Annotated in this window: 16 protein-coding genes; 3 read left to right on the top strand and 13 right to left on the bottom strand. The window is 26.3% G+C overall.

Annotated features, from left to right (window positions below; translation table 11 throughout):
* Positions 1–79 precede the first annotated feature (79 nt).
* The 4 genes from L6653_RS01000 to pdxR form a co-directional block, all read right to left on the bottom strand.
* Positions 80–2,386 carry a methyl-accepting chemotaxis protein gene (locus tag L6653_RS01000; RefSeq protein WP_236785022.1) on the bottom strand — a complete coding sequence of 769 codons (2,307 nt, stop codon included), beginning with the start codon at positions 2,384–2,386 and terminating at the stop codon, positions 80–82.
* Between the two features lie 9 nt (positions 2,387–2,395).
* On the bottom strand, positions 2,396–4,450 hold the full coding sequence (locus L6653_RS00995) for an efflux RND transporter permease subunit (protein ID WP_236785020.1): 2,055 nt from the start codon (positions 4,448–4,450) through the stop codon (positions 2,396–2,398).
* Positions 4,447–5,040, bottom strand: coding sequence for a TetR/AcrR family transcriptional regulator (locus L6653_RS00990; RefSeq protein WP_236785018.1), 594 nt, complete (start codon positions 5,038–5,040; stop codon positions 4,447–4,449). The genes L6653_RS00995 and L6653_RS00990 overlap by 4 nt, the downstream gene beginning before the upstream one ends.
* Positions 5,041–5,174: 134 nt before the next feature.
* Positions 5,175–6,560, bottom strand: coding sequence for a MocR-like pyridoxine biosynthesis transcription factor PdxR (gene pdxR, locus L6653_RS00985; RefSeq protein WP_236785017.1), 1,386 nt, complete (start codon positions 6,558–6,560; stop codon positions 5,175–5,177).
* 89 nt (positions 6,561–6,649) lie between these two features.
* Here pdxR and pdxS point away from each other — a divergent pair, with 89 nt between their 5' ends.
* A complete protein-coding gene (gene pdxS / locus L6653_RS00980; RefSeq protein WP_058990729.1) occupies positions 6,650–7,501 on the top strand; it encodes a pyridoxal 5'-phosphate synthase lyase subunit PdxS in 852 nt (283 codons plus the stop codon).
* Positions 7,502–7,571: 70 nt separating this feature from the next.
* Here the strand turns inward: pdxS and L6653_RS00975 are convergent, their stop codons facing one another.
* Positions 7,572–8,411, bottom strand: a complete 840-nt coding sequence (locus L6653_RS00975) for an aldo/keto reductase (RefSeq protein WP_236785014.1) — start codon at positions 8,409–8,411, stop codon at positions 7,572–7,574.
* A gap of 51 nt (positions 8,412–8,462) precedes the next feature.
* Between L6653_RS00975 and ymfI the strand changes: the two genes are divergently transcribed.
* Entirely contained in the window at positions 8,463–9,191 is a 729-nt protein-coding gene (gene ymfI / locus L6653_RS00970) for an elongation factor P 5-aminopentanone reductase (RefSeq protein ID WP_236785012.1), read from the top strand.
* Here the strand turns inward: ymfI and L6653_RS00965 are convergent.
* From L6653_RS00965 to L6653_RS00930, 8 genes are all read right to left on the bottom strand, one after another.
* Complete coding sequence (locus L6653_RS00965; protein WP_236785010.1) at positions 9,172–12,567, bottom strand: UvrD-helicase domain-containing protein; 3,396 nt, start codon at positions 12,565–12,567, stop codon at positions 9,172–9,174. The two genes, ymfI and L6653_RS00965, sit on opposite strands and share 20 nt — an antisense overlap.
* A complete protein-coding gene (locus L6653_RS00960; RefSeq protein WP_236785008.1) occupies positions 12,560–15,919 on the bottom strand; it encodes a PD-(D/E)XK nuclease family protein in 3,360 nt (1,119 codons plus the stop codon). Before L6653_RS00960 ends, L6653_RS00965 begins: the two co-directional genes overlap by 8 nt.
* Positions 15,916–18,978, bottom strand: coding sequence for an AAA family ATPase (locus L6653_RS00955; RefSeq protein ID WP_236785007.1), 3,063 nt, complete (start codon positions 18,976–18,978; stop codon positions 15,916–15,918). Before L6653_RS00955 ends, L6653_RS00960 begins: the two co-directional genes overlap by 4 nt.
* Positions 18,975–20,069 carry an exonuclease SbcCD subunit D gene (locus L6653_RS00950; protein WP_236785006.1) on the bottom strand — a complete coding sequence of 365 codons (1,095 nt, stop codon included), beginning with the start codon at positions 20,067–20,069 and terminating at the stop codon, positions 18,975–18,977. The genes L6653_RS00955 and L6653_RS00950 overlap by 4 nt, the downstream gene beginning before the upstream one ends.
* Positions 20,069–20,788, bottom strand: coding sequence for a YaaA family protein (locus tag L6653_RS00945; protein WP_236785004.1), 720 nt, complete (start codon positions 20,786–20,788; stop codon positions 20,069–20,071). Before L6653_RS00945 ends, L6653_RS00950 begins: the two co-directional genes overlap by 1 nt.
* Positions 20,789–20,861: 73 nt before the next feature.
* A complete protein-coding gene (locus L6653_RS00940) occupies positions 20,862–21,656 on the bottom strand; it encodes a metal ABC transporter permease (RefSeq protein WP_236785002.1) in 795 nt (264 codons plus the stop codon).
* On the bottom strand, positions 21,649–22,314 hold the full coding sequence (locus L6653_RS00935; RefSeq protein WP_236785000.1) for a metal ABC transporter ATP-binding protein: 666 nt from the start codon (positions 22,312–22,314) through the stop codon (positions 21,649–21,651). The genes L6653_RS00940 and L6653_RS00935 overlap by 8 nt, the downstream gene beginning before the upstream one ends.
* A complete protein-coding gene (locus L6653_RS00930) occupies positions 22,315–23,445 on the bottom strand; it encodes a metal ABC transporter solute-binding protein, Zn/Mn family (RefSeq protein WP_236784998.1) in 1,131 nt (376 codons plus the stop codon).
* A 93-nt stretch (positions 23,446–23,538) separates the two neighbouring features.
* Here L6653_RS00930 and L6653_RS00925 point away from each other — a divergent pair, with 93 nt between their 5' ends.
* Complete coding sequence (locus tag L6653_RS00925) at positions 23,539–23,961, top strand: Fur family transcriptional regulator (RefSeq protein ID WP_236784997.1); 423 nt, start codon at positions 23,539–23,541, stop codon at positions 23,959–23,961.
* The last annotated feature ends 56 nt before the right edge of the window (positions 23,962–24,017 follow it).

The following is a 24,017-nucleotide window of genomic DNA, read 5'->3' as shown; positions in this document are numbered from 1 at the left end:
AAAAATTTTACATAAAAAATATCAACCCATACCCCTTTTTTAAGGTTTGGGTTGATACTAAAAATTATTTACAATTTTCTTATTTTATTTTTTCAATAATTCTTGATTTTGTTTCAAAATTATCGCTTGTTCCTGTAATAGAATTATTTTCTTTAGCCAATTTTGACATTTGATCTAATACATCTTTAGCTTTTGTTATATCTTTTGATTTATCAGATAATTTATCTATTCCTTTTGTTTTATAATCACTTAGGCCTTTTTGGAATTTTTCAAATGATGATTCGTATTGATCACTTCCATTTTTCAATTGTCCAGTTGAATCACTTAATTTATTTATTCCACTATCTAATTGTTTAATTCCATTTGCCATTGGATTTATTGCTGTTTCGTTTATATTTTGAAGTGATGATAAAGCTTTTGATCTTTCTTGGAATTGATTTAAACCACTAGAAAGACTTGCTGACCCATTTCTTAACTCTTCAGAATTTGAATCAAGCTCATTTATGGCATTTGAAAGTTTATTTACTCCAATTTGATTTTGATTAGCTCCAGCTTTCAATTTTTCTGAACCAGCTTTAATTTTACCTGTTGCATCATCAATCATTACAACTGAGTCTTGTAATTTTTTGATATTAGCTTTTGACAATCCATCAGAAATTTGTTTGCTTGCTTCTGAAAGCTTAGTTGATGATGTTTGAATTTTTTCTTTTGATTGGTTTAATTTTTCGCTTACTTGACCAAGACCCTTGTTTTCTTGTCCGATTGCATTTGAAATGTCAGATGAAGATTTTGAAATTTCACCAAAACCTACTTTTATAGCAGAATTTCCTTGATTTTTTGCACCTAAAGCTTGAGCCTCAGCATAAAGTCCTTGTTTTATTGCATTTAAATTTTCAATTTCCCCTGACATAGAACCATCTTCATTTTTTGCTTGTAAATTTCCTATGACTTGATCAATTGAATTTATTTGTGCATTTAAATTTTCTATATCAGAGTCAAGACTTGGTAGGTTTTGAGCATTTTGATTTAGATTTTCTATTCCTTGATTTAAGGCTTTTGATGACTGATCAATTTTTGCAAGTCCCCCACTTAATTGACTTAGGCTATCTGCAAGTGGACTTATTCCTTTTGATAATTGATCTAGCCCATTTGATAAGTCACCCATTGAAGATGTAAGTTTTCCTAAATCATTATTATTTGAATTTTGTGTTAAAGTTTTTCTTAATGAACTTGTTCCCTTATTTAGTTTTTCAAGTGATGAATCTATTTCACTTGCACCATTGTTTAAGCTTTCTGCTCCTTGGTTTAATAAGGCCATATTCTTATTTATTTCGCCAACTGCCCCTGTATATTGGTTTACTCCAGAATAAAGTTTTGATCCACCATTATTTAATTGACTTACTGCAGAATTTACTGTTTGAATTTTTCCTGGTAAGCTTGAAAATCCATTTGCTAATTGGTCAAAAGAGCTTACAATTTTACTTGATCCTTGGGATAATTGTCCTGCTCCTTCATTTAATTTTCCAATTCCATCGTTTAATTTTTTGCTTCCTTCTCCTAATTTATTTGCTCCATCCACAAGTTTTGCTGCATTATCTTCAAGCTCATTTATCCCATTTTCTAATTCATCGATTGAAGAAAGCTTAGTTTCATCTTGGAAAAATTCGTTACTTATTAAGGCATAAATTTCTGTAGGCTCATAATCTTTTACATCCATTTCCATTTGTATTTTATCTTTAAAAGAATCTATTCTGTCGTTTTCAATTAAACCCTTGAAATTTTCTTTTAAACCTGGAGTAAGGATTCCTGCAACTATTTGATTTTTTCCATCTTTTACAATTTTTCCATCATCTGTTGTAAGATTTTTAACCTTAGCTGAGTCAAAACTTATTTCTGTAAGAGCGAGGTATGGTGAATAAACTTCCTTTTCTTTGCCATTTATTTTTGCATTTGTTTTTATTTTATTCACTGCTTCTATTTCAATTTTTAAATGACCAGATTTTCCCTTTAATTTATCAAAGGTCATTTCCTTTCCATCCAAAATATATTTCACATTAATATCAACTGGTAAATCTTCTTTTGTTTTTCCTTGGTAGTAGATATCCTTGCTATCTTCATTCCAATTTATATATCCATTTTCAAGATCAACTTTTTTATCAGTTTTTAAATTTTTTACATCTTTTAAACTTGTTTTATCTTTTACTTTGATATTATTGTCAGAGTTTATCCAGATTGATCCTGTTTTATCTTTAATTTTGTCAGCTTCTTTTGTAACATAAATTGTTTCGTTTTTTCTAATATTTGCTTCTTGTGCATAGGCAACATTAGTCATCAACAAGCTACTTGCAAGAACTAATGAAAATCCTTTCATGAATTTATTTTTCATATCTTCCTCCTAATTTAATCCCTTTGTTGTTTTTCTTATAAATGGAAATGCTATTTTAATTAATGTTGGCAAAAATAGGATTATTGCAAGCATACTTATTATTGCACCCCTTGCCAAAAACATACAAATTGTTGATACAATTTCCATTTTTGAATATAAACCAACTCCAACAGTTGCTGCCATAAATGATAAGGCTGAAGTAACTATTGATTTTGATGTTTCTTTTACTGTCAATTTTAAAGCTTGGTCTACATCATTAACTTCCTTGTATTCTGCAATAAACCTGTCCATCATTAAAATTGAATAATCTATGGTTGATCCCAATTGAACAACTCCAATAATTATTGATGTAACGAATGGAATAGTTTGACCAAAATAAAATGGAATTCCCATATTTATTTGAATTGCAAGCTCGATTACAGCAATTAAAGCCACTGGAATTGCAAATGACTTAAATACTATAGATATAATTATAAAAACTATAATAATTGAAGCTATATTTACCATTTTAAAATCTCTATCAGATAAAATTGTCAAATCTTTTGTTAAAACTGCTTCTCCTGTTAAATATCCTTTTTTATCGTGATTTTTTACAATTTTATTTATCTGGTCAACTTGCTTGTTTACCTTATCAGAAGCTGTCTGATATTTTGAATTAATCATTATCATTTGATAGCCGTTTTTAGTGAAATTATCTTTTAATTTATCAGGTAAAACTGAATCTGGTATGGTTAAACCTGTCAAAGAATTTGCACTTAAAACACTATTAACTCCATCAACATACTTTAATTCATCTACAAGTGAATTTATATTTTTTTTGCTCAAATCTTCATCAACTACAACAAAGTGAGTTGATGCCATATTAAAATCTTTTTTCATTTTATTTAAAGCAACTATGGAATCCAAATCTTGTGGCAAGGACCTGTCCAAATTGTAATATAAGTCAGTATTTCTTGCTCCATAGATTGCAGGAATAAATAAAATCAAAAAGGCAATAAATAATCCATTTTTATGATTTAGGACAAAATGTGAAGTTTTTTCAAATGTAGGAAGAAATATTTTATGATTGAACCTATCAACTAATTTTTCTGCAACCAAAATCATTGGTGGCAAAACAACTATCGTTGACATAAGTCCAAGTAAAACACCCTTACTCATAACAAGGCCAATATCTTTTCCAAGTCCCAAACGCATTAGGATTAATACTATAAATCCAGCAAAAGTTGTAAGTGAAGAAGCAAAAATTGATGATATAGTTTTTTGGATTGCTACATCCATTGCATCATTTTTATCTTTATTGATTCTCTTTTCTTCAACATATCTGTGATACAAAAATATTGAATAATCAGTTGTAACAGCAAGTTGCAAAACTGCAGCTATAGCTTTTGTGATGTAGGAAATTTCTCCCAAAAATAAATTTGTACCAAAATTATATAAAATTGCATAGCCAATGTTTAAGATAAATAAAAATGGAATAATTGTTGATTCATTTGTAAGAGATAAAACAACCAAGGCCAAAACAACTGCCAAAGCAACATAAATTGGTGTTTCGTGATCTATTAAATCTTTTGTATCTTTTACAAGTGAGCTAATTCCACTTAAAAACTTCTCTTTAGATTCAATTTTTTTAATATTTTCTATAGCCTTCATTGTCCTAAAAGATGAAGAACTTTCACCAAATTTTACCATTAACAAGGTGCAATCTTTTGAATAAAAAACATCCCTTATCTCATCTGGCAAAAATTCATTTGGGACACTATCTCCAAGAATAGATGTTTTTGATATAACATCCTCTACACCATCAACTTTTAATATTTCATTTTTAAGTTTATCAGCATCATAATCATCACCTTTCAAAAGCAGCATGCCCGTGGCAGCATTTTTGAAATCTTTATCAAGAATTTCTTGACCTTGGGTTGATTCTAAGTCAGCTGGCAAGTATGACAAAATATCATAATTTACACCAGTATTTTTATAAGCAAACCAAGAAGGTATTAATAATATAGTCATTATTAATAATACAAGTCTAGGATGATGCGAAATAAACTTCGTTATTTTTTTCATTTATTCTCTCCTATTCTATTAAAAATTTTTCTAATAATAGCAAATAAAACTGGTTTCATTTCACCAATCGTTAAAATTGAATCCTCTAAAACAGCGCTTTTACAAGTAGACATCATGATTTCAAGAGTAAGAGATAAAATATATAATTTTTCAGACTCAGTGTGGTTTGTTAAAAATAAATTATCGTATTTATTTAAAATAAATTGCAAGGTAGAATCAGCCTCGCTTAAACCATAATCATTTTCAATTTTTGTATAAAGAGTCCAAGTTATATTTTTACTCAAAAGATCAAGCTCAAAAGGATGAGAAATCAAATAATCAATAATGTAATCCACGAAAGAAATATATCTTTCTATAGGATCTTCTTGAACACAGGTTTTTTCAGCACTTAAAATAATATCTGTTGCTAAATTCAAAACCATTTTTTCCTTTAAATCATTTTTATCCGAATAATACAGATAAAAAGTTCCAAGTCCAAAGCCTGCTTCGGCCATAATATCCCTAACAGAAGTTTTCTCCGCTCCTTTTTTTTCAAATATTTTCAAAGCTGCTTGCATGATTTTTTCTTTTTTATTTATTTGATCACTCATTATACCTACTCCTAATTTTTTAAAATGAACACTGTTCATTAATTGCTACAAATATATGATACAACTTTCTGAACAATGTTCAACTATTTTTTTTAAAAATTTAAAAAATAAAAAAATCTCTGCAAAGAGAGATTTTAATTTATTTTTGAATTTTTTATTGCATATTTTATAATATCAAAACCTGTAGCTATTTCATCCAAACTTAAATTTGCATAGCCCATAATAAAATAATTTTCTTTCTCAAACTTATTATATGTGAACTTATTTAAATTTACTAGCCTTACAGAATTTTCAATTAAAATTTTCGTAAATTTCTTTATATTTATCGAATCATCAACTTTTATTAATAAATTTAGGGAATTTGATTTTGAAAGAAAAGAAATTTCATCAATCTCACTTATTTTTTTAAAAATAAAATCAAATTTTTTATAATAAATATTTTTCATCCTATTGATGTGTTTTTCAAATTCACCACTTTCTATAAAAGAAGCTAGGGCTTTTTGCAAAAAATTCGAAACTGTATTTGAAAGATCTTTAAAATTAATTTCATATTTTTTAAGCAAATAATCTGGCAAAATCATATAAGAAATTTTCATTGATGGAGCTATTAATTTAGAAAAAGATCCAAAATAAATAACATCAGAATTTTCATCCATTGCCTTTAAGCTTTCTGTTGGATATCCCTTAAATTTAAATTCGCTGTCATAATCATCTTCGATAATGTACCTATCTTTTGAAAGAGAAGCCCAATTTAAAATTTCTATTCTCCTTTGAATCGACATAACTGTGCCCGTCGGAAATTGATTGAAAGGGGTCACAAATAAACACAAGGCATTTAAATCTGATAACTTATCAATTTTTACTCCCTCATCATCAAGTTCAAGAGGAATTGGATTTTTAAGATCATAAGTATAAAATTTATTGCCAAAGGCGTAGCCTGGGTTTTCAAAGGCAAAAAGTGTTTGGTCGGTGAGAAGTTTTTTTATCATGGAAAATAAATGCTCAGTTGATGATGAAATAATTATATTTCTGGCATTAGTTTCTATATTTCTTGAATTTTTTAGATATGTCTTTATAGCTTCTCTTAAAGGCGGATATCCCTTATAAGATCCCTTATCTAAAATTTTTAAATCTTTTTTATTTACTGCCTCTTTCATATATTTTTGCATGATTTTATAGGGAAAATTTCCATAATCAACACCACTAATAGAAAAATCATATTTTATTTTTTCATCTTCAATTTTATTTTTATTTAATTCTTTTTTATCTAAAATAATTAAATCATCAATTTTTCTACAATAAAATCCGCTCTTATCTTTTGCATAAATATATCCTTCTTCTTCTAATTTATAATAAACTTTTTTTACTGTATTTATTGATACATTAACATCTTTTGATAAATTTCTTATTGAAGGAAGTTTCTCACCTTCTTTGATTTCTCCTATTATTATTTTATTTTTTATTATTTGATAAATTTTTTCATAAAGATATTTTTCATTTCTTGGCAAATTTAAATACATCTGTACCCCTTATTTTTTTATTTTTTGTTACTTTTATTAGTTACAGTTTATCATATAATATAATCAAGAAAAAGCTTAAGGAGATAAAAATGACTGAAAAAAATATAAATGCTAAATTTGAAAAAAAGGTTATCATGGACGTTATGAACGTTGAGCAAGCAAAAATCGCAGAAGCTTCTGGTGCAAGTGCTGTTATGGCTCTTGAAAGAGTTCCTGCAGATATTAGAGCTGCTGGTGGCGTTTCTAGAATGAGCGATCCAAAAATGATTGAAGAGATAATGAATGCCGTAAAAATTCCTGTAATGGCTAAGGTTAGAATTGGACATTTTGTTGAAGCACAAATCCTTGAAGCCTTAGGAGTTGATTATATAGATGAATCTGAAGTTTTAACTGTAGCAGATGATTACAACCACATTGATAAAAAGAAATTTAAAACCCCATTTGTTTGTGGAGCAAGAAATATTTCTGAAGCTTTAAGAAGAATTTCTGAAGGTGCTTCAATGATTAGAACAAAGGGTGAAGCAGGAACAGGAAATGTTGTTCAAGCTGTAAGACATATGAGAGAAATAAACAGAGAAATTCAAAGAATTTCTGTTTTAACTGATGATGAAATTTTCACATATGCAAAAGATTTGGCAGTTGACGTAAATCTTTTAAAATATGTAAGGGATAACAAAAAACTTCCTGTTGCAAATCTTTCTGCTGGTGGAGTTGCAACTCCTGCCGATGCTGCTTTGATGATGCAACTTGGCGCTTATGGTGTTTTTGTTGGAAGTGGAATCTTTAAATCTGGAAATCCAGAAAAAAGAGCAAAAGCTATAGTAAAAGCCGTAGAAAATTTTGATAAACCTGAAATTATTTTAGAAGTTTCAAAAGATCTTGGCGAAGCTATGGTCGGAATAAATGAAGACGAAATAAAAGAAATTTTTGAAAATAGATAAGAAAAAATCAAACAATATGCCCCATATTAAAAAAATTCTGCATTAATTTGCAGAATTTTTTTAATATTTTTTACATTTTTCCAAGTAAGTCTTTTAACCACTTTTCATCTTCTGGGTCTGATGAATATCTTTTTTTAAGGTCAATTGATTTTATCGCTTTCATGTCTTCATCATCAAGTGAAAAATCAAATATTTCTATATTTTCTTTTATTCTTTTTGGGTTTGTTGATTTTGGAATTGGCATTGATCCTCTTTCTATATGCCAACGCAAAACTATTTGAGCTGGGGTCTTATTATATTTATTTGAAAGTTTTTTTATCACAAATTCTTCCAATAATTCACTTCTTCCCCTAGCGATTGGTGACCAGGCTTGGTGGATTATATTATTTTCTTTTAAAAATTTTACGGTTTCGTCATTCTGAAAATGTGGGCTAGATTCCAATTGATCAATTGCAGGTTTTTCTCCAATTTCTAAAAGTTTTTGTAATTGAGATAGCTCAAAATTTGAAACTCCTATTGTTTTTACAATCCCTTGTCTTTTGTAATCTTCAAAAACTTTCCATGATTTATCAAAATCTTTTCCAAACCAATGAAGTAAAACCACATCCAAATAATCTGTTTGTAATTTTTCTAGAGACTCATCCAATGATTTTTTTGTTTTATCAGATCCAAAATCACTTGGCCAAACTTTTGTAGCTATTTGGTATTCACTTCTTTTTTTGTTAGAATTTTTAAGTTCATCCCCTATCATCTTTTCATTATTGTAAATTTTTGCTGTATCTAAATACTCATAAGAATTTTCAAAAAATGACTCGATTGCATTTGCCATATCTTCTCTGTCGGTAATTCTATAAGTTCCAAAACCCATAGCCGGTATTTTGTTTCCATCATTTAGTTTATAATATTTCATATTACCCTCCTATCTTAAATTTTACCCTTTAATATATGATATAATCATGATATGAAAACTGTATTAATAACGGGCGCATCAAGAGGAATTGGTGCTGCTATTGCAAAAAAATTAAATATTACCTACAATTTGGTTTTAACTTATAAGGAAAATAAGGATAAGGCTTTAAATTTATTAAATGAATTAAGGCTTACAAATCCTAATGTCATTGCCGTAAAATGTGATGTAAAAAACGAAGAAGATGTAAATAATTTATTTGAAATTTCTGAAAAAAATTTTTCTCATGTAGATATTTTAATAAATAATGCTGGAATTTCTTATTTCGGCCTTTTGCAAGATATGGATTTTGCATCTTGGAATGAGATTATAAATACAAATTTATCTTCAATTTTTCTAACTTCAAAAAGAGCAATTCCAAATATGGTTGGTCAAAAATCTGGAGTTATTATAAATATTTCATCTATTTGGGGAAATTTAGGAGCAAGTTTTGAGGTTGCTTATTCTGCAAGTAAGGGCGGAGTTAATTCTTTAACAAAAGCTCTTTCAAAAGAACTCTTACCTTCAAATATAAGAGTAAATGCAATTTCTCCGGGAATTGTTGATACTGATATGACTAAATTTGATTTATCTGAAGATGATAAAAAATCTTTGAAAGAAGATTTGATAGAAAAAAGATTTGCAAAATCCGAAGAAATTGCAAATCTCGTTGAATTTTTAATATCTGAAAAAGGCTCTTATATTACAGGATCAATTTTTGATATTAATGGTGGTTTTTATTAACTTGTTCAAATTCTTTAAAATTGTACCAATAAATATAAGATGATGTAACTTTATTTCCAAGAGCTTCTTCTATGGAGTCCTTGTAAATTTCAACTTGCTTATCATAAAATCCTTCTCTTTTTATTGAATCTGTTTTAAAATCCATAAGAACAATTTCATCTTTGAATTCAAACATAATATCAATCTGTCCATTTACATAAAAATTATCAATTTTTCTAAGGAAAGATTCTTCTTTACGAATTTTTGGTGATTTTTTTATTATATTTTTAATTATTTCTGAGTTAAAAAATCCCAAAATATTTTCAAAATTTATATATGAAAGGTAGTCCTTTTTTATTTTTCCCAAGTCAATTAATCTATTTATTTCTTTTTCTAGTGAATGTAAATCATAAGATTTCACTTCTAATTCTTGGAAAATTTTGTGGATCAAAGATCCCTTATCTGTTGGTGATAATTTTATTTCTTCAAAATTTGGTCTTCTAAAATCATAGGAAATTTCTTTTTGATCAAAGGAAGATTTCTCGTAGCCTTCATTTGATAAATCATAATTTTTAGCGATTTCTGTTACAGATTTTTTCAAAGATTTATTAATATTTTCCTTATTTTTATAGGAAAAATTAAAAATTTCTTCTATATTTTTATAAATTTTCTCATTGTAGGTATCTGAATTTATTATTTTATTTATATCAGTTAAATCCTCATGTGAATTTTCTTCAAATTCCTCTACATATTCAATATCTAAAAATCCTTTATTAAATGCGTCAGTTTTAAAATCAACGTCAACAAAATCACTCATGATTTTATCATTGCATAATATTTTTAAAATCCAATCCATGTATGATGATAAATCCAAAAGAGAATTTGCATTCAAAATATTTTCAAGGCCCTTTTCATTTAGGTCTTTTTTCCCAATAATAGAAATTTTTCTTTCAGCTCGGGTTAGGGCGACATACAAAACTCTCATTTCTTCCTTTTTATCATTTAGGTTTGATTTTTCCAAAATCAAATCTCTTTTTATTGAAGAAATTTTTATTTTATTTTCCCAATCGGCAATGTTAATCCCAATTCCCAAATCTTTATCCAAAACTATATCTTTTGAATTGTCACGAGTGTTAAATCTTTTGGAAAAATCCGGCAAAATTACTGCTTTAAATTCAAGACCCTTGGATTTATGAATGGTCATAATTCTAACTAAATTTTCATCATCAGATAGGTTTCTTGAAGCTTTCAAATTATCCTTTTTTTGATTTTTCAAATTATCGATATAGGTTAAAAATCCAAACAGGGAATTTTCATTATTTTTATCATAATCATCCATCAAATCTATAAAAGCCTCGATGTTTTTTATTCTTTCATCTGCCCTGTCCCTTGCCTTTAAAAAGTCATAAAGTCCAGAATTTTCAAAAATAAAATTAGCAAAATCATACATATTTGAAAAATTTAAAATATAGGAAAAATCTGTAAAAATTGTATTAAAATCTGAAATTTTTTGGGATAAACCGCCCTCATTTTCTTCTTCGTAATCCTTAAATTTTTGGTAAAAATAAGATTTATTTGATGAAAGACTAATTTCTGCCAAATCATCTTCAGAAAAATTAAATATCTCACTTCTTAAAACTGAAAGCAGGCTTATATCATCGTTAGGATTTGCTATATATTTTAAAATATTTATAAAAAATTCTACCTCTACAGTTTCAAAGGAAACTTTTGAAATATCAGATGAAAATGGAATTCCTGCTTTTTTTAGTTCATTTTCATACAAATATGCTTTTGAAGATGCCCTTAATAATATTGCTATGTCCTTGTATTCAAGTCCAGAATTTACTAGATTATTTATCTCTTTTACCAAATAAGCTTCTTCATTTAAATTTTTGGAAAGAGCCTTGATTGAAACTTTTGGATAGTTTTCATCAAATTCAAAATGATAATTTAATCTGTGATTATCATCCTTATAGGCTATATCAGAATTTTCTCTTGTCATAAGCCTTTCAAAAATATAATTATTAAAATCAATCAAGTCCTTGTCAGTTCTAAAATTTTTGGACAAATTTATCCTTAATGAATTTTCATCTTTTTCATAAGAATCTAATTTTTCCAAAAATAATTCAGCTCTTGCATTTCTAAAACCATAAATTGATTGTTTTACATCACCTACAAAAAATAGATTGTTCTCATTTTTTAATTTTTCTACAATATAATTTTGAATATCATTTGAATCTTGGTATTCATCAAAGAAAATATATTTAAATTGTTTTTTTAATTTATTAGTTAATTCTTCATTTTCCAATAAATTTATAAATTCATGTTCCATATCAGAAAAATCCAAATAATTTTCTTCTCTTTTTTTCTTTGTATAAATTTCTTCAAAGGAAAAAACCAAATATTTTAATTCTTTTAAAATTTTATCTTCCAAAGGATCAAAAAATCCCCTAGTTATAGAATCCGTGTTTCTTATCAAATCTTTTATCAAATTAAATTCATCTTTGTAGGCATTTTTTTTAGCCTTAACATATAAATTTTCGTTTGGATCATCATTTTTTTTTGACATTGTAACCATTCTTGAAAGACTTTTCCCAAAGATTTCTATAATATAATCCCAAGATTTTTCATCTATTGAATTTTTTATATATTCAAAAAAATTTAAGTCACTTTCAATCATTTCTACATACTTATCTCGCATAGACCTTTCTTTTATAAAAATTTCCAAATCCTTTGCACTTGATAAAATATTTTCTATTCTCTTTTTTATATAAGCCTTAAATTTTTCAAAATCAAAATTCGAACTTGTTTTATCTTCCAGCCATTTGTGAGGGTCTATTTGACTTTTTGAAAAATCATATAGGTCTAGAATTATTTTTTTTGCATCATCATCTGACCTATTTGATCCGAAATTATGCAAGAAATTTATAAATTCTCCATGGTTTTTTTCGTATTCTTTTTCAAAAAGCTCATCAATGGCATCCTTTCTCAACAAAGCTTGTTTGGAATCGGCTGCTATTTTAAAAGATGGGGAAAGATTATCGGACAAATAAAAATTTTCCCTCAACATATCTGCACAAAATGAGTGAAGAGTTTTTATAAAAGCATCATTTATAGATTTAATTTGATTTTTTATAAAAATTTTGTCAGACTTTTCTTCTTTGAGTAAATCATTTAATTTTTCCCTTATCCTATCTTTCATTTCAACAGAAGCCTTGTTGGTGAAAGTTACAATAATCATATTTTTTATAGGAATTTTTTCTTCAACCATCAAAGAAATTACCCTATCAACCAAAACCCTAGTTTTTCCACTTCCTGCAGCAGCAGACACAATAATATTTTTACCCCTAGTTTCTATGGCTTTTTTTTGATCATCAGTTGGCTTAAATTTACTCATCTGATAGCTCCTTTTTTATATCATTAATAGAAATTTTATTATCCACATCCTTAAACTTATCTTGGTCATTTGAATAATCAAATTTACAAATTGACTTGTAAGGACAATGGGTACATTCATAAGTGTTTTGGTTTATTCTAAGAGGATTTAATTTTATATTTCCATTTTTAATTTCAAAAATATATTTTGAAATTAGATTTTTAATAAATTTTTCCAAAATTTCTTCTTCTTCAAGAGAAAAAATATTGGCATTTCCCCTAGAAATTTTAAATATATCAGATTTTTTCCCATCAAAATCCTTGTCCAAAAGTTTTAAGACTTCCTCATTTATTTTTACAATAAGGCCATTCATTTTTGTCTTATCATCATAGATTTTTTTTATTGCATCCTCATCATAAGCCTTGTCAAGCTTTTTCACTTCATCTTTTAAAGGAAGATAAAAGCTTGCAATTGGTGATAAATTTTCAGATTTTTTTTCTTTTATTGATAGCATATAGACAAATAATTGAAGCTCAAAACCATTTAAAACATTGGCAATTTTGATTTCTTTTGCTCCAGTTTTATAATCAATAATTCTTATATAATTTTTAAACCTATCAATCCTATCAATTCTTCCTTCAAGATAATTTTTCTCATCAACATGAACTTGGGGATATTTCTCGCCCTTTCCATATTTTTCCTCAACCCCATCAATTTGAAACCTACCGTTTTTTATTTGGTCCATGATTTTTTTTGAAGATTTTTGAGTTGACTCATAGATATTTGAAAGGATAAATTTATTTTTCTTATCCCCTGCCCTGTCCCTATCAAGAGAATTTTCAATAGCTTTTTCAAAACTTTCATTTACAATTTTTTCTAAATCTTTTTCATCTATTTTTTCAAGATCTATTCCTTGCAATTTTTTTGAAATATCTTCCATATTATAGTGGACAATATTTCCAATTTCTAAATTATCAACGTCTAAATTTTTATTTTCTTTAGCCCTAAGTCCATAATTTACAAAATATTTGTAAGGACATTTTGCATAAGTTTCAATTTCTGAAACTGAAAATTTATTTTTCTTATAAAGTTTTTTTGAAATATCTTCTCTTAAAGGAAATTTTTCATTTGAATAGGTAAATCCTTTTAAAAATAAATTATATGAAGAATTTTTGGAATAATTAAAATTATCATTATGGTCTTTTTTATATTTTAAATATGATTTTACAAATTCTTTTTCATTTTCACTTGTATTTTTCTTATTTTTTATATTCCACAAAATTTCGCTTGCCTTTAAATCTAAAAGATCAGTCGAATATTTTATATTGGAAAATTTATTTTGAGTGATTTTCTTATAAGTTATATTTGGGAAAATATTTATAATATCAGAAATACTTGTTGCCATATTCATTGGATCATTGGCCTTATTTATAAGAGAATAGGAGAAAAATATTTTCTCTGATGAAGTAAACATCCTAAGTAAATTCAAAAGAATCTTATCATCCTTTTTTTCCTTATAAATTTTAAGGTCGTAGCCCTCTTTTTCCAAAGCAGTTTTTTCATTTTCTGAAATTAAGATATCGCTATTATTATTTCCAGGAAAATAAATATCAGTCATTCCCACAAAAATTTTAATCTTTCTATCATTTATCCTATCTCTTGAAAAATCACCAATCAAAACTTGGTCAATTGCTGGAGGAATAATCCCAATTGATGAAGCTTCACATGATTTTTCTAATAATTTATAAATTTTATCAAGGCTTGTATAAGAATTTTCCAAAATTCCTGCAATTTGTTCCAAATTCGTCAAAAATTTATCCCAAACTTGGCTGTTTTCTTCAAAAATATCAAGTTTATTTTCCTTAATATTTTCTTGGAATTGATTAAAACCAGATTTAATTATATCGGTATCAAGAATTTTAAAAATTTCTTTAACAAAATCAATAGCTTTTAATTTTTCATTTCTAATTTCATACAAGTCTTTGACCAAAGAGATTATAATCTGTCTAATTGAATTTACTTTTTCAAGTTCTTCTTTTTTCTCATTTTTCAATTTTTCATCATTTTGATAAAATTTTTCATCTAAAGTAAAATATTTATCATCAAAAATCATAGTGCCTTTGATTTTTCTTGTATTTATATAATTTTGAAAGGCCAAGACTCTTTCAAAAGAATTTTCTCCAAAATCTAGAACATTTGACCTTACAAAAGCCTCAAGATCTGTTTTTCTAAAATTAAAAACTACAAGCCTAATCAAGGAAAACCAAGTTTTTACTATGTGATTATCAGATAATTTTTTTGACTTATCAATAAAAATAGGAATTTCTGCCCTTGAAAAAATTCTTTTTATAAGATTTTCATACTCATCCGCATTTGCCATTACAAGAGAAATTTCTGAAAAAGAATGACCACTTCTTATAAGCTTTTCAATAATTAAGGAGGCATTTTCTATCTCATTTTGAGATGAAATTGATTCAATTATATTTATATTTGAAGTTTTTTCCTCATAAATTTTTGGATTATATTTTTCAAAATTTTCATAAAGGTGCTTAATATCAGAAAGCTTATTATTTTTTTCAAGATTTATGATTTTAATTTGGTCGATTTCTTTTAAACTTTCAACAAATCTCATACTTTGGTTAAAAATATCCATATCATTTGCCATATTATTTTCATAATATTTCCAGTCCATTGAAATTGAAATTGTGATTTTCGCCCCAATTTTAATTAACTCTTTAATAAAATCTAGTCTTAAATCTGATAAGAGATCGAATTTATCAAAATAAAAATTTACTCCCTTAAAAAAATCACAATATTTTAAAATATTTTTTATAATTTCAAGTTCGTCTTCCTTGTCTATATATGAATTTTCAAGCTTTTTTATATAAGCATCATAAATTAATTTTATTTCCTCAAATTTTAACCTAGTCATTGGATCTAGATTTTCATTTTTATTGATTGAATCAAAAAAATCATCATCAAAATAATATTCTTTTATGTTAGTAAAAAAATCAGAAAGATTATTTACAAAATCTATATCAAAAGATTTGTTTGAAAAAAGTTTTAAATTTTCATTTATTTCATCAAGAACGCTTGTTAGTAAGATTGCTTTTGAAACTTGATTTAAATTTTCTTTCTTTTTTAAGCTTAACCTTTGAGAAATATAAGAAATTAAAGATGAAAAAGATAAAACTTTTGCATCCATAACTGATTTATATTTTATTGAATCTATAAAATCCATATCACTTTCTAGGGTGTATTGTTCAGGAACAATTAAAAAAGATTTTTCTTTATTATCCAATTTTTTTTCTATTTCTTTGTAAATATATGATGAATTTTCCTTGGGAAATTTGCTCATTATAATTTTTATCATACAACCACCTTCAAACTTGATCCTTGTGTTTTTGAATATAAAACTTCAATTTTTGCATCAATTGCATCTTTTAATTCTTTTACGTGTGAAATTAAGCCGATAAATTTATTATCGTAGGATAATTTTTCAATCGTTCTAATAGCTTTTTCCAAATAATCATCAGACAAAGTTCCAAAACCTTCATCAATAAATAAGGTGTCGATTTTTATTCCACCATTTTCCCCGCTTATTTCATCAGAAAGTCCAAGGGCCAAAGCAAGTGATGCAATAAAACTCTCCCCACCAGAAAGAGAAGCTTCGCTTCTAATTTTTCCCGTATTTGCATCCAAAATTTCTATATCAAGACCATAATTTTTTCTCTTATCGCTTGTTTGGGTTTTTCTAATCATTGTAAATTGTCCATCAGTCATCTCTCTAAGCCTTATATTTGCAAATTTTAATATTTTTTTAAAATAATAAGAAAGAACAAAGGTTTCAAAATTTAATTTTTCCCTACCAGAAACCTTGGACATGGACCCGTCTGCAATTTTTGAAAGTTTATAAAGAATTGCATCATCATTTTTTGATTTGCTAAGCTCTTTTTGAATTAAAATTATTTGGTCTTTGCTTTCTTCTAATCTGGTCTTTTTTATTTTTAAAGAAAATAGAAAATCATTAATTTTTTCCAAATCTATTTTGATTTTTTCTATTTTTTCTTTTATATTTTCTGTCTGGTATTCTTCTTTATCCTTGTATTTTTCAAGGCTTGATAATCTTATTGATAGGTTATTTAAATTTTCAAAATAATCTTCTATCTGGTCTTTTTTATCTAATAATTTTTTTGAAATTTCCAAATACTTTAAAAATTCATCAAAATTCTTAAAATTTTCACTTATTCTTTCATCTAATAGCTTTTCATTTTTTGAAATTTTATCCTTAGTATCTTCAATATAAGACCTATAACTTTCAATCAAGGAATTTAAAGAGGATTTTTCTTTTTCCAGATTTTTTATATTATCATCAAGATTTTTTATTCTTTCTTCTTCTTTTTTTACAAAGTCTCTATCATTTTTTATGGAAATTTCTATATCTTTTTTATCAAAATTATCGACTTCTTCTTTTTTTATCTTGTATTTGTTTTCTAAATTTTCTATATCATCCAAATTTTCAAGTTTTTGTAACTTATTTTTTAAATTTTCTATGGATTTTTCAAAAGCAAAAGATTTTTTTTCATAATCATCTTTACTTCTTTTTTCATTTTCAAATTCATCGTAAAGATCTTCATATGAAATTTTAAGATTTTCTAATTTATTTTTATATTCATCAAGATTTTTCTTAATATGATCTGATCTTTCCAAATTTTCATCTATAGATTTTTCCAAATCTCTTATTTTTTCCATTAAAAAATCAATTTTGATTTTAAGATTTAAATAATCTTCCCTTGCCCTATCGCCATCAATTTGGGAAGAATCTAAATATTCAATTTCCCCTTCAAAAATCCTTCCACAAACAGGACAAATTCCATTTTCATTTAAATCTTTCCTAAAATCATTTATTAAAAGAGCTTTTTTGTTCAACTCAGCCCTTTCCAATAAATTTTTGCTTATTTCAAAATCTTTATTTGACTCTTCTAATTCTATTTTTAACTTTGATAAATCTTTAATTTTTTTATCATTTAAAAGAGATTTCTCATAAATATTTTCATATTCAAAAACTTTTTGGCTTATCTTGTGCTTATCTTCATTTATTTTTTCTAGTTTAAAAGATAAATCTAATAAGTCATTTGATTTTTCTCTTATTTTTTTATCTATCATATCTTTTTTATTTTTAAAATCTTCTATTTGATTTTTGTAAGTTTTTCCATCCTGAAAATCTTTTTTATTTTTGTCCAAATCCCTTTTTAAATTTTCAAGATTTATAAATTTATCCAAGACTGATTGATTTTTTACTATACTTTCTTTTTTTTCACTAATAATTTTTTGGCTTTCTTCCCTATTACCAAGATTTTTTAAATTTTCCTCTAAATCTTTCTCTATTTTTGAAAGTTTTTCTTTTTGATTAGATAATTTATTTTCAAAATCTTTTTGACTATTTTTTAAATCAAGAAGACTTTGGTAATATGGTTTAAATTGAATTGACTTTTCTGCAAAAAATAAGTCTTTTTTCAAATTTTTAAAGTATGCTTCATCTTCTAAAAGCTCAAGTCTTTTTTCATTTAAATATTTATAATTTTTGATTTCTTCATTTTCTTTTTGGTAAAAATTAAGCCTAGAATTTTCTTCTTCCAAGTTTTTTTCTAATGATAATTTCTCTTTATTTTCTTTATCAATATTTTTTTCAAGTTCATCATTTATTTTTTCTATTATTTTAAAAATTTCTTCAAAATTTTTAAGCTCTATTAATTGAGAGTCTATATTTTCACTTAAAAGATTATTTTTAGTGATTTCGCTTTCAAGACTTTTTGAAATATTTTCCAAATTTTTCTTTGAGTCTTTGCTTGCTTCTTTTAATTTTTCTTCAATATTCTTATAGATAAAAGATGAAAAAATCTTTGATAATAATTCTGCCTTTTTATCAGATGAAGATTTTAAGAATTTAGAAAACTCACCTTGGGCAAGAATCATAACCCTATTTAGTTGGTTAAAATCAAGACCTATAATATTTATAATTTCTTTTTCACATTCATTAACCTTATCCGAAATTAAAATTTCCCTATCATTTTCTATCTTATAAAGTTCAACGCTGTGACTTACATTAACATTTGCCCTGGTTTTTTTTGCTTTTTGACTCGGAATTCTTTTAATCCTGTAATTTTTTCCATCAATTTCAAAAGAAAAATCAACATAGCTTATTGGATCTTCTCCACTTAAAAAATCACTCCTCAAATCATTTAAATCAAAGCCTTGCCTTTGAATTTTTCCAAAAAGTGCAAAACTTATGGCATCAAAAATTGAAGTTTTGCCACTTCCTGTATCTCCAGAAATTATAAAAATTTTTGAATCATAAAGTTTTGTAAAATCTATAAAAGTTTTATTTTTGTAGGTCATAAAACCATACATTTCAAGTTTTACAGGTTTCATTCTATCACCTTTTTAAATATTTCTTTTTCATTTTTTCCCATTTTTTCATCCATCTTAAACTTATAAAACTCTTCAAAAATTTCCATTACAGATAAATTTTCAAGGTCAATGTCCAAAGCTTCTTCATTTTCTATATCAATTGAATTTTCATAGCTAATTGAAACTGCATGAGGAAATTTCATTTTCAATTTTACCATGGGAGAATCTATTGGATTTTCATCCTTTAAAATAAATTCAAGATAAGAATTTGAATTTTCCATTTTTACTATATTTTCAAAATAATCACATATCTTTTCAAAATCATTTAATGGTTTAATTTCTATTTCTTTTATCTTTAAATCATCTTTTAAATCTGCAATTGTCACAGATTTTTTTTGGTTAATTTCTGAAAATGAATACTTCATAAATGTCCCACAATACCTGATTTTTTCATCAAGAACAAAGTGTTTTCTGTGAAGATGTCCCAAGGCAACATAGTCAAAATTTTTAAATAAATGAGCGTCCATAGCATCATTTCCACCGATTGTAAGAGGCTTCTCCCCTTCAATTTTTTCATCTTCAAAAGGCTTTTCATTTGCATAACAATGAGTAATCAAAACATTTCTGTCTTTGTAATCTATGTTTTTTAGTAAAATTTTATAAAGGTCAGTGAAATTTTCTATCTTTGGATCAATTTCATTTTTTGCCCTTGCAAGAGAAATATAGGGAATTGGATAAAAATTCACCTTCCCATATTCATCTTCAAAAGTTAATCTCTCATCAAAAGAATTACCAAAAATATAATAAGAATTTTTTTCAAAAAAACTTTTAGAAATTTCAAGTCTTTTCCCTGAATCATGATTTCCAGAAATTGCAATAATTTTTTTCTTCAAATTAAAAATAATTTCATCAACAAAATCAGAATAGACCTTCATGGCTTCATTATTTGGAATTGATGTATCAAATATATCTCCTGCAATCAAAACAATATCAATTTTTTCATTTTTAATAATTTCTAAAATTTGGTCAAGACAAAATTTTTGATCTTCAAGTAAGGAATATGAGCCAATGGATTTTCCTATATGAAGGTCTGATAAATGCAGTAATTTCATTAGTTTTCCCTTACATACACAAATTCATCGTCGGTTGAATTATATGGATCATAAATATAATCGCAAAGCCTTATCTTTTTAATTGTTTCTATATCAGTAATTTTATTATTAATCAAATATTTTAGCATTCTTCCACGCATTTGCTTGGTGTAGGATACAATTGAACGAATTTTTCCATTTCTATTTTCTTTAAAAGTCAAAGTCAATAATTTTTGGTCTTTTTTAAGGTATTTTTTCAAAAGTTTTGCATATTCAGCACTTGCCAAATTTATAATAAAATTTTCATCTTGAAATGCCTTTTTATAAATTTTATCATTCCAAAATCCATACATATCAAGTCCTTTTGAATCCATATAAAGCCTATAATCAGAAATTCCTGTAAAAGGCTTACACAAACCATATAAAGCAGAAATAATATAAACATGGTCATTCAAATAAGATAAATCATTGAAATCTTCTTTTTTAAATTGCTTAAAAACAAGTCCATCATAAGAAAAAATCGCTGGATTTTTTAAATTTTCAAAATCAAAATCCTTGTAGTCATAATAGGCTTTTATAGCAAGATCATCGTTACAAAAAAACATATTTGCCAAATCATTTATGGAATAATTTTTAAGTTTATCAACCAATTCTTTTGTTTCTTCTTCAAACAAAAGTCCTTCTGTTTTTTCATTTTCAAAATGTTTAAACCTTTTTGCAGGTGAAATTATTATTTTCATATCAAACCTTTCTGTTTTTCATTCTTAATTAATTATATCATAGAAAATTTCCACAAAAAAAAGACAGGCGAACCTATCTTTTTAAGATTTTTTGAATTATTAGAGAAATTATCATGCCAAAAACTGCAATTACCACTATGGCTCCACCCGGTTTTATACCGAGATAAAAACTTGCACTGATTCCTGCCATCATATAAATTATTGCAATTATAATTGATTTTATAAAAGTTTCTTTATAAGATTTTGAAATCAAAAGTCCGCTTGCAACTGGCAAAACCATAAGAGATGATATCATCAAAGCTCCTACAGTTTTTGTAGAAATTGCAACAGTGACAGCAGTCAAAAAAGTAAAAATATTAGAAATTAATTTTGAATTAATTCCAGAAAGATCTGCCATCAAAGGACTTATTGAGTTATACAAAAGCGGATAATATAAGTAAAGGCTAAAAAATAAAACAAGAATAAAAATTACACTTACAATAAGTAAATCTTCTTTTGTAACACTTGTTATTGAACCAAATAAAAATGATTCAAAACTTGTTCCACCAGGTGTAAAATCTGACAAAATTCCTGCAAGTCCAATTCCAAGACTCATTATAATAGCAGTTGCCATATCACCAAAACTTTTAAATTTTTTCCTAATTATTTCTATTGCAAAACTTGCAATAATACAAATTATTATTGAAGTAAAAACTGGATTTATTCCAATAATAAGACCCATAGCAACTCCTGAGAGTGCTGTATGGGATAAGGCATCTCCAATCATAGAAGTCCTTCTGTTTACCATAACAATCCCAATCATTGGAATTATTATTGCAAGCATGAGGCCAACTAAAAGAGCCCTTTGCATAAATTCATAACTAAGCATCAACTATCCTTCCATTTTTTAACCTTATTTCTCTTTTGGAAAATTCCTTAACAACATCAATTTCATGACTTATCATCAAAATTGAAATTTTATGTTTTTCATTTAAGTGGGCTAGAAGTTTAAGAAAGTCTCTTTTAGATTTTTCATCAACACCAACTGTTGGCTCATCCAAAAGTAAAACCTCAGGGTCATTAACCATTGCCCTTGCTATCATAACTTTTTGGGCTTGACCTCCCGAAAGTTGATTAAAAGGAACATTTAAAAGATTTTCTATATTTAATATCTCAAAAATATCACTGATCTTTTGATAGCATTTTTTGTTTGGTCTATTAAAAATATTAAATTTTTTATACAAATTTAAGACAACAAATTCTTTTCCAGTAACAGGAAAAGCTAGCTTATTTGCATCATTTACTTGAGGAACATAGCCAATTTTTGTGTAATCATTAAAATTTTCTATATCTTCTCCAAATAATTTTATTTGCCCTGATTTTTTCTTCAAATCTTTTAAAATCAATTTTATAAGAGTAGACTTACCAGAGCCGTTTTCACCCTGAATAGTCAAAAAATCTCCCTTATTTAAATCAAAGCTTACCTTATTTAATATTTCATCCTTGCCATAAGAAAAGACTAAATCTTTAACTTCTATAACTTTCATTTATTTTAAACTGCTTTCCATTAATTCTAAATTTTCCTTTATCATTTCTTGATATGTTTTTTCATTTTTCAAATCATCGTCACTAGCATATTCTATAGTATTTATAGCTTTTGCGTCAAGTGATAATTCATTTGCCAAAGTTGTTACATTTTTATCTGATCCACCCTTTTCATAGAAAATTGCTGAGATTTTTTCTTTTTTAACATAATCAATAGCACTTTTCATTGTTTTTGCATCAGCTTCATTAGTTGAAGTAATTGATGTAAGAGGGATTTGTTCTAAACCATAATCACGAGCTAGGTATGAAAATGCTTCGTGATCTACTAAGAATTTTTTATTTTCTTTATTTTTTAATTTTTCTCCATAATTTTTATCAATATCTTCAAGCTCTTTTTTTATTTTTTCAAAATTACCCATATAATAATCTTTATTATCAGGATCAATTTCTGAAAGTTTTTCAGCAATATTTTTTGCTTGAATAATTCCATTTTTTGGACTTAACCAAACGTGTGGATCATATAATCCGTGGTGGTGATGATGATGTTCTTCTTCCTCACCATCTTCATGGTCGTGCTTATCTTCGCTATCCTCATGGTTAAGCTTGTCTTCATTATCTTCATGATGATCTTTATCTTCTTTTTCATTTTCATCAGAATTTTCGTGATAATGAGGTGCATCGCAACAAGATTTAGGTCTATCCTCACTTTCATGGTCATGGTCATGTTCTTCTTCATCTTCAGTTTTTATTAAATATATACCTTTTGAAGTATCAACCATTTCAATTTTTGAAGCTTTTTCAACCTTATCTTTCCAAGATTCAAGGCCTGCTCCATTTAAAAATAAAACTTTTGCATTTGATAAATCTGCCATATCTTTTGCAGATGGTTCAAAATCATGAACTTCTGTATTTAAATTAGTAAAAGATTTTACATTGAATTTATCTCCAGCAATTTGTTTAGTCAAATTGTAAATTGGGTAAAAAGAAGCATAAATTGTTTCTTTATCACTATCTTGTGTTTGACTTATTTCATTTGAACTGTTTGAATTTAAATTAGCTTTGTTATCATTTTTTGCACATCCTGTTGCAAAAAGTCCCAAAACTAAAAACATTGCTAAAATTTTCTTCTTCATTTTTCCTCCTTAATTGCAAATCATTTGCAAGAGTTATTATATAACTGTTTTATTTTTTGTCAATATGGTAATATAAATAAAAGAGGTGAGATTTTGAAAATAGATGATTTATTAAGGGAAAATAAGATTAGAGTTACAAAAAATCGAAAATTAATTTTAGATAAAATTATAGAAAATAAAGATCCAATTTCTGCCGAAGAAATGTTAGAAAAATTTAAAAAAGAAAAAATCAACATAGATCTTTCAACAATTTATAGAAATTTAAATACCTTAGAAGAGGTAAACCTTCTTTTAAAAAATACTAATATAGATGGAATTTCTTATTTTCAATTAAATTCAACAGACCACAAACATTTTATAAGCTGTATTTCCTGTGGCAAAAAATTTATAATTGAAAATTGCCCAATCCATGATTTTGAAAAACAATTAGAAAAAGAAACAGGATTTAAAATAAAAAATCACAGCTTCGAATTTACAGGAATTTGCCCAGAATGCCAAAAAAAATTATATAAATAAATTCATTTGTAAATTTTTGCATAAGAATTTATTAAAAAAAGATGAAAAATTCAAAT

Source organism: Anaerococcus ihuae (genome assembly GCF_928368155.1).
Taxonomy (GTDB): domain Bacteria; phylum Bacillota; class Clostridia; order Tissierellales; family Peptoniphilaceae; genus Anaerococcus; species Anaerococcus ihuae.
This window is presented reverse-complemented; position numbering and strand designations above follow the sequence as displayed.

Coding starts and splice junctions, on each gene's coding strand:
- L6653_RS01000 (WP_236785022.1), bottom strand. CDS start 2,386: ATGAAAAATAAATTCATGAAAGGATTTTCATTAGTTCTTGCAAGTAGC.
- L6653_RS00995 (WP_236785020.1), bottom strand. CDS start 4,450: ATGAAAAAAATAACGAAGTTTATTTCGCATCATCCTAGACTTGTATTA.
- L6653_RS00990 (WP_236785018.1), bottom strand. CDS start 5,040: ATGAGTGATCAAATAAATAAAAAAGAAAAAATCATGCAAGCAGCTTTG.
- pdxR (WP_236785017.1), bottom strand. CDS start 6,560: ATGTATTTAAATTTGCCAAGAAATGAAAAATATCTTTATGAAAAAATT.
- pdxS (WP_058990729.1), top strand. CDS start 6,650: ATGACTGAAAAAAATATAAATGCTAAATTTGAAAAAAAGGTTATCATG.
- L6653_RS00975 (WP_236785014.1), bottom strand. CDS start 8,411: ATGAAATATTATAAACTAAATGATGGAAACAAAATACCGGCTATGGGT.
- ymfI (WP_236785012.1), top strand. CDS start 8,463: ATGAAAACTGTATTAATAACGGGCGCATCAAGAGGAATTGGTGCTGCT.
- L6653_RS00965 (WP_236785010.1), bottom strand. CDS start 12,567: ATGAGTAAATTTAAGCCAACTGATGATCAAAAAAAAGCCATAGAAACT.
- L6653_RS00960 (WP_236785008.1), bottom strand. CDS start 15,919: ATGATAAAAATTATAATGAGCAAATTTCCCAAGGAAAATTCATCATAT.
- L6653_RS00955 (WP_236785007.1), bottom strand. CDS start 18,978: ATGAAACCTGTAAAACTTGAAATGTATGGTTTTATGACCTACAAAAAT.
- L6653_RS00950 (WP_236785006.1), bottom strand. CDS start 20,069: ATGAAATTACTGCATTTATCAGACCTTCATATAGGAAAATCCATTGGC.
- L6653_RS00945 (WP_236785004.1), bottom strand. CDS start 20,788: ATGAAAATAATAATTTCACCTGCAAAAAGGTTTAAACATTTTGAAAAT.
- L6653_RS00940 (WP_236785002.1), bottom strand. CDS start 21,656: ATGCTTAGTTATGAATTTATGCAAAGGGCTCTTTTAGTTGGCCTCATG.
- L6653_RS00935 (WP_236785000.1), bottom strand. CDS start 22,314: ATGAAAGTTATAGAAGTTAAAGATTTAGTCTTTTCTTATGGCAAGGAT.
- L6653_RS00930 (WP_236784998.1), bottom strand. CDS start 23,445: ATGAAGAAGAAAATTTTAGCAATGTTTTTAGTTTTGGGACTTTTTGCA.